Source organism: Lamprobacter modestohalophilus, from assembly GCF_016583905.1.
Classification (GTDB): domain Bacteria; phylum Pseudomonadota; class Gammaproteobacteria; order Chromatiales; family Chromatiaceae; genus Lamprobacter; species Lamprobacter modestohalophilus.
The window spans coordinates 25,627-39,426 of sequence record NZ_NRRY01000023.1 but is presented as its reverse complement, the minus strand read 5'-3'; the positions used below and the strand labels follow the sequence as shown (position 1 = coordinate 39,426).

The 13,800-nt window shown below is 62.5% G+C and carries 10 protein-coding genes and 2 pseudogenes; 10 read left to right on the top strand and 2 right to left on the bottom strand.

Annotated features, from left to right (window positions below; all coding sequences use genetic code 11):
* The first annotated feature begins 362 nt into the window (after positions 1-362).
* Positions 363-827: a c-type cytochrome gene (locus tag CKO42_RS14255; protein WP_200245157.1), complete on the top strand. Its 465-nt coding sequence runs from the start codon at positions 363-365 to the stop codon at positions 825-827.
* Between the two features lie 195 nt (positions 828-1,022).
* Here the strand turns inward: CKO42_RS14255 and CKO42_RS14250 are convergent, their stop codons facing one another.
* Entirely contained in the window at positions 1,023-1,718 is a 696-nt protein-coding gene (locus tag CKO42_RS14250) for a cytochrome b/b6 domain-containing protein (protein ID WP_207148738.1), read from the bottom strand.
* Between the two features lie 221 nt (positions 1,719-1,939).
* On the opposite strand from CKO42_RS14250, the gene CKO42_RS14245 reads away from it, so the two are divergent.
* Entirely contained in the window at positions 1,940-2,374 is a 435-nt protein-coding gene (locus CKO42_RS14245; protein WP_200245155.1) for a BLUF domain-containing protein, read from the top strand.
* A 172-nt stretch (positions 2,375-2,546) separates the two neighbouring features.
* The gene (glgB, locus tag CKO42_RS14240; RefSeq protein ID WP_200245152.1) at positions 2,547-4,787 is read left to right on the top strand and encodes a 1,4-alpha-glucan branching protein GlgB; all 2,241 of its coding nucleotides are present in this window, start codon (positions 2,547-2,549) and stop codon (positions 4,785-4,787) included.
* A 255-nt stretch (positions 4,788-5,042) separates the two neighbouring features.
* On the opposite strand, the gene CKO42_RS14235 is transcribed toward glgB, so the two are convergent.
* The gene (locus CKO42_RS14235) at positions 5,043-5,468 is read right to left on the bottom strand and encodes a hypothetical protein (protein WP_200245145.1); all 426 of its coding nucleotides are present in this window, start codon (positions 5,466-5,468) and stop codon (positions 5,043-5,045) included.
* A gap of 151 nt (positions 5,469-5,619) precedes the next feature.
* Here CKO42_RS14235 and CKO42_RS14230 point away from each other — a divergent pair, with 151 nt between their 5' ends.
* From CKO42_RS14230 to CKO42_RS28540, 7 genes and pseudogenes are all read left to right on the top strand, one after another.
* Positions 5,620-7,197, top strand: coding sequence for a glycogen synthase (locus CKO42_RS14230; RefSeq protein WP_242479392.1), 1,578 nt, complete (start codon positions 5,620-5,622; stop codon positions 7,195-7,197).
* A 196-nt stretch (positions 7,198-7,393) separates the two neighbouring features.
* Complete coding sequence (locus CKO42_RS14225; RefSeq protein WP_200245138.1) at positions 7,394-8,044, top strand: response regulator; 651 nt, start codon at positions 7,394-7,396, stop codon at positions 8,042-8,044.
* 241 nt (positions 8,045-8,285) lie between these two features.
* Positions 8,286-8,723, top strand: a complete 438-nt coding sequence (locus tag CKO42_RS14220) for a hypothetical protein (RefSeq protein WP_200245137.1) — start codon at positions 8,286-8,288, stop codon at positions 8,721-8,723.
* Between the two features lie 289 nt (positions 8,724-9,012).
* Positions 9,013-9,450 (top strand): peptidoglycan-binding protein LysM, encoded by a 438-nt coding sequence (gene lysM, locus CKO42_RS14215; RefSeq protein ID WP_200245134.1) that lies wholly within the window; start codon positions 9,013-9,015, stop codon positions 9,448-9,450.
* Between the two features lie 5 nt (positions 9,451-9,455).
* Positions 9,456-10,385, top strand: coding sequence for a KPN_02809 family neutral zinc metallopeptidase (gene ypfJ / locus CKO42_RS14210; RefSeq protein ID WP_200245132.1), 930 nt, complete (start codon positions 9,456-9,458; stop codon positions 10,383-10,385).
* A gap of 259 nt (positions 10,386-10,644) precedes the next feature.
* Positions 10,645-13,233 (top strand): annotated as a pseudogene (locus CKO42_RS28545) (transporter substrate-binding domain-containing protein); the annotation flags it as partial.
* Between the two features lie 75 nt (positions 13,234-13,308).
* Positions 13,309-13,782: pseudogene (locus CKO42_RS28540) on the top strand (ATP-binding protein); the annotation flags it as partial.
* Between the last annotated feature and the right edge of the window lie 18 nt (positions 13,783-13,800).

Below are 13,800 nucleotides of genomic sequence, written 5' to 3'. Positions count from 1 at the left end.
ACGGCGCAAGGTGTACAGCGCAAGGTGTACGGCGCAAGGTGTACAGCGCAAGGTGTACGGCGCAAGGTGTACGGCGCAAGGTGTACGGCGCAAGGTGTACAGCGCAAGCTCGCCAAGGCTCGCCAACAAAGTCGCGAACACCAAGCCTTTGCATAGTGCACGGGCTACGGCTGCCCGATCAAGCCGTTCCAGGATCGAGACAGCCTGCCGCAGGTGAGCGCGATTGAACCGCAGCTGATGCCCAGACAGTCCAATCCGTGGCCAAATCGGCCTCGCTGCCGTGCAGACATGGCGGCTAACCGCTATCATCCGCCAGCCAACCCCATCCAGTAGCCAAATCCTAAGATTCAGGAGAAGCCAGTATGAACACTCGTTTACGTGCCGCCGCCCTCGGAACCCTCGCGATCGCCTTTGTTGGCACCGCGACCGCAGCCGACCTCAAGCCCGAAGAGCAGATCCAAACCCGTCAGGCTGGCTACAGCTTCATGTCTTGGAACATGGGCAAGATCAAGGCAAACCTGGACGGCGACTACAGCCAGCCTCAGGTTGAGGCCGCCGCCAATGCCATCGCCGGCATCGCCAATTCCGGCATGGGCGCGCTCTATGGCCCAGGCACCGACAAGGACATCGGCGACGTGAAGACCCGCGTCAAGCCCGAGCTGTTTACCGACCAGGAAGGGGTTGGGGAGGTCGCCGTGGCCTTCATCGAAGCCGCCAACAACATGGCCGAGACGGCTGCTCTCGGCGACGAGGCTGAGGTCAAGGCCGCTTTTGGTAAGCTCGGCGAGAGCTGCAAGGCTTGCCACAAGAAGTACCGCAAAGACTAAGCCCAGGGGCGTTTGATCGGTTAGGCTGCAGTCCATTGGCTGCAGCCAAACAGTCAAGCACATCGGCGAGGCTGGCAACGGCCCCGCCATCAAACGACGCCATCTCCTGCCCGCTATCGAAAAGCCTGTCGATACAAGAGCGACGCTGGCTTGAGTTCACATTGGTTAGGTTGCACAGCCTCAAGAGCCGGGAACTCACCAGCTCGGCAGGCTACCCGCTGGTGGCGGAGGGGGTGGCGGTGGCAGCAGACCACCATCCGCAATCCACACCGCCGCTGCGCCGAGCAACAGCGCCAGCAGCAATGCCCAAAGAGGTCCGCCCCGCGCCGAGCTTGCGCACGAGCCATCCGGCGGTGCCGGCTTCCAGCCGGTGATCATCGGCCGGATCAAGTTGTTGCGCCGAACCAGGGTATAGAACAGCACAGCCAAGATATGCAGGCTCACCAGCGCAACGATGACCCACAGCCCTTGGCGATGCAGGCTGGTCAGCCAGTCGCTGGTCGCCTTGGACACCAGTGCGTAGAGTGGCCCGTTGAAGGCGATGTCATCGTTGCTGAACAGGCCGCTACCAGCCTGGAATAAGAGCACGGCGAGCAACGCGAGAACAGACAAGGCGCCAAGCGGGTTATGCCCCTCCTCGTGCCAGTGGCCACGCAGATAGGCCAGGATCTTCCGCGGCGTCGGGAAAAACTGCGCAAAGCGCGCGTAGGTTGATCCCAACAGGCCCCAGATGAGGCGGAACACGAGCAGCCCCAAGATCAGGAGCCCGGCGCGTTCGTGCCAGACCATCCAGTTACCGCCTTGCAAACCCGTCAAAATGGCCGCGGTTACAGCCACAAAGAGCACCCAATGGAAGACGCGTGTCGGTAGGTCCCAAACCTTGATGCGCATAAGCAGGATTTCCGCAACAGTCGAATTCTCACCCACCGCAGCCTGAGGCTGTCGGCCCAAGTGTGCCTATTATGCCAGAGCGCTCGCGCGCGCCAGCTTCAGCAACGCATCCACAAACGGCCGACAGCCTAACGACTGGCGCGCCGACAACCGCGCCATTTTAGCGCGCGAACGCGTAGAATCGGGGCATTGATGACAACATGCCACTGGAGTTGTGGGATATGCCCTTTCAACTTTGTTACGCTAGCACCGCGACACACGACTTCAGCCGCGATGAGCTGCTCGAGCTGCTAACCTACGCCCGCAAAAGCAACGCCGAAAAAGGCATAACCGGACTCCTGTTGTTTCAGGGCGGCCACTTTCTGCAGGTGCTCGAAGGCGAGCCAAATGAGGTCCGCGGCCTGTTCAAGCAGATCGCCCAAGACGAGCGCCACACTGACATCGCGCTGTTGTTCGAAGAGCTTGTCTCACAAGCCCAGTATCCGGATTGGAGCATGGGCTTCCAGACCCTCGACGGCAGCGAGTGGATGGAATTCCCCAACGAAGACAGCAATCAGCAAGATCTGCGCGCCCTCGCCCAGACCATGGGCCGGGCGAAAGAGCTCCTCATGTATGTTCGCAAGCAGGGCCTTGATCCAGCGAAAGACATCGGCTGAATCCGCTAGTAAAGATCATCACGCGAATGTCGCATACGGCCAGTGACACGCCCACCGCAGCGCATTTGATCGCCAGCGCCCGATGCTTGAGGCGACCTACCGCAGACATCGACACCGACGAGCCCCGCATCCGCGCGGGCGCCACGACCCACTCCCTGAAGAGGCATCCTGGATGAGCCACGACCAACTCCCCGCCCCGCTCCGTCAACTCACTGAGGCGACCCACACCGACCCCTTTGCCGTACTCGGCCGTCATCAGGACGGAGACCAGGTCTGCGTGCGCGCGATCCTGCCGCAGGCGGAGACTGTCTCCATCGCCGAGGTTCAGCAGGAGATGGAGCGCGTCAGTGGCACCGACATCTTCGAATGGCGCGGCCCGGCCGATAACCTACCCGACCATTACCGGCTGATCTGGCGCGACCAAGATCACCGCGAGCACATCGCGCACGATCCCTACAGCTTCCCGCCGCAGGTCCCCGACTTCGACATGCACCTGTTCGGCGAGGGGCGCCACTGGCATGCCTACCGCCTGCTCGGCGCACGGGTGCACGAGACCAACGGCATTGCCGGAGTGCTGTTTACGGTCTGGGCGCCGAATGCCGCTCGGGTCAGCGTGGTTGGCGAATTCAATGGCTGGGATGGCCGCTGTTATCCGATGCGCGTGCACGGCAACGGCGTCTGGGAGCTGTTCATCCCCGACCTGGCACCTGGCGCGCTCTACAAGTTCGAGATCCGCTCGCGCGACGGCGCCATCCTGCTCAAGTCCGACCCCTATGCGCGGCGCGCCGAGGTCCGCCCAAGCACGGCCAGCATCGTCGAGCCGCCCACCCAGTACCGCTGGCGCGACGAGCCCTGGCGCGAAGCGCGTGCGGCATACGACTGGCAGCACAGCCCGATGTCGATCTACGAGGTGCACCCCGGCTCCTGGCAGCGCGGCCCCGAAGGCGAGATGCTCAACTACCGTGAGCTTGGCGAGCGCCTAGTCGATTACGTCAAAGATCTCGGCTTCACCCATATCGAGCTGATGCCGATCACCGAGCACCCGTTCGACCTCTCCTGGGGCTATCAGACCACTGGCTATTACGCGCCCACCAGCCGCTTTGGCAGCCCGGACGACTTCCGCTGGCTGGTCGACCACTGCCACGCCAATGGCATCGGCGTCATCCTCGATTGGGTTCCAGCACACTTCCCGAAGGACGCCCACGGCCTTGGCCGCTTTGATGGCACGGCCCTGTTCGAGCATGAGGACCCACGCCTTGGCGAGCACCTTGACTGGGAGACCCTGATCTTCAACTTCGGCCGCACCGAGGTGAAGAACTTCCTGATCTCCAGCGCGCTGTTCTGGCTCGAAGAATTCCACGTCGACGGTCTGCGCGTCGATGCCGTCGCCTCGATGCTTTACCTCGATTATTCCCGCACCGACTGGCTGCCGAACCAATACGGCGGCCGCGAGAACCTCGAGGCCATCGCCTTCCTGCGCGAGCTCAACGAGATCGTCCACGACCAGGTGCCGGGAGCCCTAGTGATGGCCGAGGAATCGACCTCCTGGCCCCAGGTCACGCGGCCGACCTACGTCGGCGGCCTCGGCTTCGACCTGAAGTGGAACATGGGCTGGATGAACGACACCCTGGAGTACTTCAAAGAGGACCCGATCCACCGTCAGTACCATCAGGACGCGCTGACCTTCAGCATGCTCTACGCGTTCACCGAAAACTTCCTGCTGCCGTTCTCACATGACGAGGTCACGCACGGTAAGCGCTCGCTGCTGTATCGGATGCCTGGCGATGAATGGCAGCGTTTCGCCAACCTGCGCCTGCTGTTTACCTACATGTACACCCATCCCGGCAAAAAGCTGCTGTTCATGGGCAGCGAGTTTGGCCAGGGCGAGGAATGGGATAGCCAGCGCATCCTCGATTGGTATGTGCTCGAGTACCCGCTCCACCAAGGCATTCAGCAACTGGTGCGTCGCATCAATCGGCTCTACCAAGAGCAGCCACCGCTGCATCAGCTCGACTTCAGCGGCGAAGGCTTCGAGTGGATCGACTGCCATGATGCGCACAACTCCGTGCTGATCTACCAGCGCAAAGGCCAACCCGCCGGCGATAACAACGACTCGTTGCAGAGCGACCACCTTGTCGTTGCGCTCAATTTCACACCGATTCCGCGCCACGACTATCGCGTCGGGGTTCCGGCTGCCGGCGCCTATCAGCAGATCTTCAACTCCGACGAATCGGCCTTCGGCGGCAGCGGCGTCGACAACGGCAGCGCTCCGATCAGCACCGAGCCGGAGCACTGGATGAACCATCCGCAGTCTCTGCTGCTGACCTTACCGCCGCTGGCCGGTATCGTGCTCAAGTCCCTGCCCACAGCCGCTGCCGAGCACGACGAGACCGCGGAGGCAGCCGCCGACTAAGCGATCGGCCGGCATCGGATACACAAACGGCAGGTGGCAGGCCTTGCGGCCAAACCCAGCACTCGAAGCACTCAGATCGCGCAGGTGAGCAGCGATGGCAAAAAAGCCAACGACCACGTCCACGTCCACGTCCACGAAGAAGACCAAAGCATCAAGTAGCCGCAAGACCGACGCGCCCGTCGCGCCCAAGGTCGACGCCGAGGGCGCGGCTGCGAAGCCGCAGGCCGCGGGCACGCCGCCTGCTGGCTCCGTGGCTCAGACAACGGACCCGAGCCCGAAGTCGCCGGCCAAGACGACCGATGCGGAGGCCGCCAGCGCATCTGCAAAATCCGCCACGAGCCCGAAGCCTGCGGCCCCAGCGGCGGCCGCGACGCCTGCTGCCGAGGGCTCTTCAGGCGCTTCTTCAGGCGCGACTGCATCCACAACCAAGCCAAACACGCCCTCGCCGGCGAGTAAGCGGAAGCCGGTTCGCTCTAGCACCCGCACAAAATCCGCGGCAAAGGAGGCCCCCGCCTCCAGCAGCCCGGGTCCCTCGGCGCAACCAAAGACCACACCGACGCCTAAGCCGACGCCGACGCCGACGCCGACGAGCAGCGAAACATCAGCATCAGAACAAACGCCCACCGCCGCTGCGCCCGCGACATCGACGCGCCCCCCTGCCGCGACCAAAGAAGCGGCCAATCCAACAGCCAATCCAACAGCTCAGCCCAAGGCAAAACCGAAACCAGCGACCGCGGCGGCCAAGGCAGCGGTATCAACACCGCAGCCGGCCCCTTCCATCCCGGAGAGCGTTGAGGAGCCGCCGCAGCCCGAGCCGGTCGCAGAGCCCAGGATGCCCAAGGAGCCGCTGATACAGCCCGTTGCGGAAACGGCCGCGGAGCCGCAGCCCGCCCCCCCCCCTGAACCGCCGGTCGTCCATCACGCCCCGCGTCCCAGCCTGTTCATCGTCCATATCACGCCGGAGATGGCACCGATCGCGAAGATCGGTGGCTTGGCAGACGTGGTCTTCGGCTTGAGCCGGGAATTGGCCATCCGCGGCAACCATGTCGAGATCATCCTGCCGAAGTACGACAACCTTCGCTACGACCAGATCTTCGATCTGCAGCCGGTCTACAACGACCTCTGGGTACCCTGGTACGACGGCGCGATCCATTGCACGGTCTATTTCGGCTTCGTCCACGACCGCAAATGCTTCTTCATCGAGCCCCACTCGCACGACAACTTCTTCAACCGCGGTAGCATCTACGGCTTCCCGGATGATGTCTTCCGTTATGCCTTCTTCTCGCGCGCGGCGATCGAGTTCCTCTGGCAGTCCGGCAAGCATCCGGACATTATCCACTGCCACGACTGGCAGACCGCCCTGGTGCCGGTGTTCCTGTACGAGTTCTATCAGTCGCTCGGCATGACCCATCCACGGGTCTGCATGACCATCCACAACTTTAAGCATCAGGGCGTCACCGGCGCCGAGCTGCTGCGCGCCACTGGCCTGCATCAGCCCGAGCGTTTCTTCGATTGGGTGCGGATGGGCGACAACCATCACAAGAACGCGATCAACCTCCTCAAGGGCGGCATCGTCTATTCCAATTTCGTCACCACCGTCTCGCCGCGCTACGCCTTCGAGACCAAGGATCAAGGCCAGGGCTTCGGCCTCGAGTCGACCCTGCACACCCATCACATGAAGTATGGCGGTGTCGTCAACGGCATCGACTACGACGTTTGGAACCCGGAGGTCGACCGCTACATCCCGGTCAACTACGGTCTCGGCAACCTCGATGACAAGTACGAGAACAAACGCGCGCTGCGCCAGCGGCTGATGCTCGCCGACAACGACAAGCCGATCGTCGCCTTCATCGGCCGGCTCGACCCGCAAAAGGGCCTGGACCTGGTGCGCCATGCCATCTTCACGACCCTCGAGCGCGGCGCCCAGTTCGTGCTGCTCGGCTCCAGCCCCGACCAGGGCATCAACAATGATTTCTGGGGCCTGAAGCACATGCTCAACGACAGTCCCGACTGCCATCTCGAGATCGGCTTCGACGAGGATCTCTCGCACCTGATCTACGCCGGTGCCGACATCATGCTGGTCCCGAGCCAGTTCGAGCCCTGCGGCCTGACCCAGCTGATCGCGCTGCGCTACGGCACCGTGCCGGTGGTCCGCACCGTTGGTGGGTTGGCCGACACCGTGTTCGATAAGGATCACTCCGATCGCCCACTGCACCAACGTAACGGCTACCGGTTCGACGACTACGATGTGCCAGGTCTGGAATCGGCCCTGATCCGCGCCATCGACTGCTACTACCAGTACCCAGAGCACTTCCGCGAGCTGATGAAGAACGCGATGAATGCGGACTACTCCTGGAACCACCCTGGCCAGGACTACTTGAATATCTACGACTTCATCCGCGACCGCTGAGTAACCGTTGACCGTCCATTGTCTAATTCCCGATGATCGCCCTACGGTGGTGCTCAAATCGGGAAGAAGTTGATGGACAGTTTCTAAGGCAATTGACGGGCACTTTCGTACCAAAACGACGTTGGATTGAGAGTCGCCTTCACGCAGAGCTGGCGAGCGCTAAACAACGCCATCGGAGACCGTTCCGCCCAATCAGATGACTGAGTTCCAATCGCTTAACCTGCTGCTCTGCGACGACCACAGCCTGTTCCGGGAGGGACTCGCGGCACTGCTGCGTCAGCATCCAGGCTGGCGCATCCTCGCCGAGGCCGCCAATGGCGAAGAGGCGGTGCAGCTCGCCGCCGAGCTCAAGCCCGACGTGGTTGTGCTCGATGTCGCCATGCCAGGCATGAATGGCATCGATGCGGCGGCGGCCATCCGCAACGAGACACCACAAACCCGCATCGTCGCGCTCTCGATGTATGCCGACAATCATTATCTGCAGCGCATGCTCAAAGCCGGCGCCAACGCCTATGTCCTGAAGAACGAGGCCAGTGCTGAATTGGTCGAGGCCATCGAAACAGTCATGGCTGGCGGCCAGTTCATCAGCCCTGCGTTGACCCAAACCGGCGCCGAGACTCGACACCGCAGTGCGGACGTCGACCGCACGGCCCTCACCGCCCGCGAGCGCGAGGTGCTGCGTCTACTCGCCGAAGGTCAGCGGACCAAGGATATCGCCGTGGCGCTCAGCATCAGCCCCAAAACTGTCGAGACCTACCGCGGGAGAATCATGCTCAAGCTCGGCATCGACAATGTCGCCGGCCTGGTCAAGTTCGCCATCCGTGCCGGTATCGCAACGGTTGAGTAGCCCCTTAGCTAGAGTCGGGGATTCAGCGGCCCGCTACCAGGCAACCGGACCGACCAGCTGACAGGGATCGCAACCCGACTGTGGGGAGAGTCCTGACAGGCAACCCCTAATTGCCGCAAACTCCCGCGCGCCTTAACCTTGCCGGCGGTGTCAGCGCATTGCAGGCTGATGCTGGCTGACCCGCTTCACCAACACGCCTCCCCGCTATCCATCGATTGCTGCAACCACGAGATCGACCACCATGACACTCCGCTCAATTCGCCTTGTTGCGCTTACCGGCGCGCTCGTCGGTGCGCTCGTCGGAACACTCACCTTCACAACAGCGTCCTACGCGCAATTGTCGTCCGACGTCCAGTTCAAGCCTGGAAACTACGGCACGATGGTGAACGGAACCATCCGCGGCGATGAGTATATCGACTACAAGCTTCGTGCTAAGGCCGGACAGGAGATGTTCGTTTCCCTCAACGTCGATGGGACGAATGGCAATGGCACGATTTACTTTAACATCCTGCCGCCTGGCAGCAATGACGTCGCCATCTATAACGGCTCGATGGACGGCCGCACAACGACCATCGAACTGCCAAAGAGCGGCGAGTACAGGATTCGCGTCTATCTGATGGGCAACGACCGCGATACCGACAAGACCGTCGGCTACAACATCGACCTGTCGATTCAGTAGCCGTCCAGCGGCTGATTGAGTAGGGCTTGCAGCCATCAACCGCGATCGCTTCAGCGCCTAAGGCTGCGGCATTCATTGCCGTCGTGGCCCAAGCAGAAACCAACAAGACGGCAGATCCTGTCGGGCAAATCCTTACGGACGATACCCGATTTTCGCATGGTCATCTGCTTGCTAATGTACCAACAGTTTTAACAGGTCCGCCGACTGAGACGCCACTGACGGGCTGTCCGTTGTAGAAAACGGCGGGTGTCGCGGACAGATCAATAACGCTATTCAGTGAGAAGCAATCATGGGACTCTTTGATTTTGCGAAAAACGTCGGCAAATCGGTGTTCGGCAAAGACGCCGAGGCCAGTGAGAAGATCAAGCACGAGATCGAGCGGGACAACCCCGGCATCAAAGATCTCGATGTCAGCTTCGATAAGGGCGTCGTCACCCTCGGTGGCGCGGCGGACAATCGAGAAGCCATGGAAAAGGCCGTGCTCATGGCGGGCAATGTGAAGGGCGTCGAGCGCGTTGAGGCGGCCCAGCTGCAGGCCCCAGAGCAAAGCGGTGAGGTGGAGTTTTACATCATCAAGAAGGGTGACACCCTCTCCGCGATCGCCAAGCAATTTTACGGCGATGCGAATGCCTACCCGCAGATCTTCGAGGCCAACCGGGAAGTCATCAAGAACCCCGATCTGATCTATCCCGGCCAAAAGATCCGAATCCCGCTGTCCGCGGCCTAACGGACATGCGGTGGCGAAGTGGTCGGCGCAGCAGCAATATTGAGGATCGGCGTGACCGAGTGAGCACTGGAGTGCCTTCCTCGAGTCGACGACGACGACCGGTCGGGCGCCGAACGGCAACCGGGGGCGGACTCGGGCTGGTGGTCATCGTCCTGTTAGCCCTGGTGTTCGGCATCGACCCCAGCACCTTGATGTCCGTCGGCCTGCCAGTTCCAGAATCCGCTCCAAGCGCGCAATCGTTCCCAGGCGCCACCAACGACCCGTTCAGCACCCACCTTGGCCAACAGCGCGAAGATGAGCTCGCTGATTTCGTCGCTGTTGTCCTGGCTGATACGGAAGACACCTGGCAGGCCCTGTTCAGCGAGGCCGGCGCGCGCTATCGGGAGCCAAACCTGGTCCTGTTCACCGGTTCGGTGCGCTCGGCCTGCGGCTTGGCCGGCTCCGCGACGGGCCCCTTCTATTGCCCGGCGGACGAGAAGGTCTATATCGATCTCGGCTTCTATGATGAGCTACAGAGCCGCTATCAGGCGCCCGGTGACTTTGCCCAGGCCTATGTGATTGCGCACGAGGTCGGTCACCATGTGCAGAACCTGTTGGGGATCTCGGATCAGGTCAGCCGAGCACAGCAGCAGGCAGGCAAAGTCGCAGCGAATCGGCTTTCCGTGATGCTCGAACTGCAGGCCGACTGTTTCGCAGGGGTCTGGGCCAACCGTGCGCAACAGGCGCGACAGATCTTGGAGCAAGGCGATATCGACGAGGGACTCAATGCCGCGGCACAAATCGGCGACGACCGCATGCAGCGCCGTGCTGGCGGCTTCGTTGTCCCAGACAGCTTCACGCACGGCAGCGCGGAACAGCGCCAACGCTGGTTCCGCACCGGGCTCTCGACGGGCGATATCGAGCGCTGCAATACCTTCGAAGCCGCAAGTCTGTAGCGTACCGGCCAAAGATGCACTGCCGTTGCGACTAGGACTCGATCCTGACATCTACCGAGGATCTCAGCTTCAAACCGAGTCCGATCAAATGCCCTTCCCGCATCATTCGACCCATAGACCGCGCGCGAGCGCACAATCGGCACCTCCGCTGTAGACTTCAGGTTGAAGCGCCACGCCCCATGCCGTGGCGCCTCGCCGCCCTACCATTCTTGGTGGATTCGCTGCGCAGAGGCGCTTTAGAGGTTGCCGTGGTCGATCAATGGGCCTAAGAAGATTCGTTCTGGGATGGCTGATCCTGCTGTGCTGGCTACCTGCACTTCAGGCCGCTGCAGGTCAAGAGGTCGCGCTGACGCAGGCCGAGCAGGACTGGCTGGCCGCTAACCCACGCATCCTCTTCGGCAGCGATGCGCAGTGGCGCCCGTTCGTCTGGCGCGAGCGCGACGGTAGCCATGCCGGCATCGAAGCCGACCTCATCGCCCGCATCAACGCCCTCACCGAGGCCAATATCGAGCTGGTGCTGGGCGATTGGGCCGAGATGGTGACGCGCGCCGAACGCGGTGAGCTTCACGGCCTCGCCGCCTCGGCCAGCCATGCTGAGCGCGCGAATCGGTTCCTCTTCAGCACCAGCCCCTACAGCACGCACAAGTTCATCTTCACCCGCGAGGGGAGCCCAATCCAGTCGATGGAGGATCTCTCCGGCCGCCGTGTCGGCGTGATGCGGAGCAATCTGTCGGACCTGAAATTGCTCGATGCATGGCCGGACAGCATCCGCGTCGAGATCGACAGCCCCTTGGAGCTGGCCGTCGCGCTGCAGAACGCCGCGCTCGACGCGGTCATCTCCAGTGCCAATCTGCAGTGGATCGCCACTGAGAACATGCTGCCCGATGTGCACCTGGCGTTTCCAGTGCCTGGCAGCAGAATCGATCTGCGCTATTCCATCCGCAAAGAGCACGGACCACTGCTCACGATCATCGATAAAGCGCTGAAGGCCATCGAGCCGGTCGAGATGATGGAGATTCTGCGCAAATGGCGCGCGGAGCAAAGCCCGACCATCGAGCTTAGCGCGGAGGAGCGCGCCTGGCTGGAGCAGAAACACAGCGTTCGCGTCCGTATCGGCGAGGCCCCGCCCTGGGAGATCAACAGCCCCGAGGCCGCAGGCATGGCGGTCGATTACCTGCGTATCATCGCCAAGCTGTTCGAGATCGACGTTCGCTTCATTCCCGCCGCCGACTCCTGGATTGAAGGGTTCGAAGACATGGCCGGCACCCACCGCCACTATGACCTGCTGCCGTCGGCCAACCGCACCGACACACGTTTAGCGACCCTGGCCATGAGCCAGGACTATCTCTCCTCGCCCTGGATCATCTTCACGCGCAAAGAGACGCAGGACATTCATGGGCTGAGCGATCTGCGCGGCAAAACGGTGGCGATCGAGCGCGGCTATGTCATGCAGGGACTGTTGCAAACCACCGAGCCTGGCATCGTCCTCGTCATTCAGGACAGCACCAAAGACGCGCTATTGGCCGTCTCGACCGGGCGTGCCGATGCCTATGTTGGCAACCTGCTGGTCACCGATTACCTGATGCAGGCGCAAGGCATCACCAACCTCAAGATGGCCGGCCCAACCCCCTTTGGCGAGCACAAGCAGGCGATGGTCACGCGCAAGGCCTGGGCTCCGCTGATCTCGCTGATCGACAAGGGCCTGAACGCCATAGCCGCAGAACAGCACATTGCCATTCGCCAACGCTGGCTGACCTCGGTCGCCGCCGCCGGCGATATGCGCCCACCGCTGGAGTTCAGCCCGGAAGAGCGCGCCTATCTGGATGCCACCCTGTTTCAGCGTGCCCTGGCCACGGCCTGGACCCCATTCGACTTTGCCGATGCCGAGGGCGCGCCAACCGGTGTTGCCGAGGACTATTGGACGCTGATCCGCGACAAGCTCGGTCTACAGGAGACCCGCGCCGAACGGCAGCCCTTCGGCGCCATCCTGAGCGCCATGGAACGCGGCGAGATCGACCTCTACGCGGCCACCACGCGCACCGCCGATCGCGAGCGTTATGCCCTCTTCTCCGACCCCTACGAGCACTATCCCATCGCCGTCGCTGGCGGCGCCAATGCCGGGCTGTTCGCCGGCACCGCCACGCTGGCGGGACGGCGCGTCGCGGTCGGCCGAGATTACAGCGCCTACCATCTGCTCAAGGCTCAGTCCCCCGGGATCGACTTCGTGCTGGTCGACAACACGCGCGCAGCGCTCGAGGCGGTGGCGGAGCGCAAGGCCGATGTCGCGGTCGACATCCTGCCGGTGTTGCACCAACAGATCGAGGGCTTTCCGCCCGGCCAGGTCAAGCTCATCGGTGTCACTGACCTTGAGTTTCCGCTGCAGGTGATGGTCAGCCGGCAGCAGGCCGCTTTGCTCCCGCTGATCAATCAGGCCATCGCTGCCATCACCCCGGCGGAGCGCGGCGCGATTCACAACAAGTGGCTGCTGCGCCAGGTGGTCACCGCGCCCGATTACAGCCTGTTATGGCAGGTGCTCATGGCGGCACTGCTGATCCTGCTGACCATCCTGTATTGGAACCATCGTCTGCATTGGGAGGTCGGGCGCCGCAAGCAGGCGGAGACCGAATTGCTGCAGGCCAAGGAGATCGCCGACCGCGCCAGCCGTGCCAAAGGCGACTTCCTGGCCAACATGAGCCATGAGATCCGCACCCCGCTGAATGCGGTCATCGGCCTCACTCGCCTGTCAATAGAGACCAAACCAGGGCCATTGCTGCGCGACTACCTGGACAAGATCGACCTCTCCGCCCGAACCCTGCTAGCACTGATCAACGACATCCTCGATCTGTCCCGCATCGAGGCGAATAAGCTGCAACCGCGTCAAGAACCGCTAGAGCTGGATGCCGTGCTTGCGCGTGTGCGAGTGATGGTCGAGCAGCAGGCGGCGGACAAGGGTCTAGCGCTGCGGATCGACGGGCCAACGGAGCCGATCGGCACGCTGCTCGGCGACAGCCTGCGCCTCACGCAGGTGCTGTTGAACCTGGTCGGCAACGCGATCAAGTTCACCGCCAAGGGCCGGGTCACGCTGGCGGTCTGGGTGAATGACGCGAACGAGCGCGAGGTGCAGCTGGGATTCACGGTCACCGACACTGGCATCGGCATTCCCGAGGACCAACGCGCCGACCTGTTCGAGGCCTTCACCCAGGTCGACACCTCGAGCACCCGCAGCCACGGCGGCAGCGGCCTGGGCCTGGCCATCAGCGCGCGCCTGGTCGCCCTGATGGGCGGACGCTTGGAGTTAGAGTCCATTGTGGGCAAGGGCAGCTGCTTCTGGTTCAGCCTGGTGTTTCCCCGCGCAACAGAGGGGCTCTTGGCGGAGGCGGAAGCAGGGACAGAGGCGAAGTCAGAGGCAGAGGCA

Excerpts from the sequence above, each read along its gene's own strand:
- CKO42_RS14255 (WP_200245157.1), top strand. The coding sequence starts at position 363 with ATGAACACTCGTTTACGTGCCGCCGCCCTCGGAACCCTCGCGATCGCC.
- CKO42_RS14225 (WP_200245138.1), top strand. The coding sequence starts at position 7,394 with ATGACTGAGTTCCAATCGCTTAACCTGCTGCTCTGCGACGACCACAGC.
- lysM (WP_200245134.1), top strand. The coding sequence starts at position 9,013 with ATGGGACTCTTTGATTTTGCGAAAAACGTCGGCAAATCGGTGTTCGGC.
- CKO42_RS14220 (WP_200245137.1), top strand. The coding sequence starts at position 8,286 with ATGACACTCCGCTCAATTCGCCTTGTTGCGCTTACCGGCGCGCTCGTC.
- CKO42_RS14250 (WP_207148738.1), bottom strand. The coding sequence starts at position 1,718 with ATGCGCATCAAGGTTTGGGACCTACCGACACGCGTCTTCCATTGGGTG.
- ypfJ (WP_200245132.1), top strand. The coding sequence starts at position 9,456 with ATGCGGTGGCGAAGTGGTCGGCGCAGCAGCAATATTGAGGATCGGCGT.
- CKO42_RS14245 (WP_200245155.1), top strand. The coding sequence starts at position 1,940 with ATGCCCTTTCAACTTTGTTACGCTAGCACCGCGACACACGACTTCAGC.
- glgB (WP_200245152.1), top strand. The coding sequence starts at position 2,547 with ATGAGCCACGACCAACTCCCCGCCCCGCTCCGTCAACTCACTGAGGCG.
- CKO42_RS14230 (WP_242479392.1), top strand. The coding sequence starts at position 5,620 with ATGCCCAAGGAGCCGCTGATACAGCCCGTTGCGGAAACGGCCGCGGAG.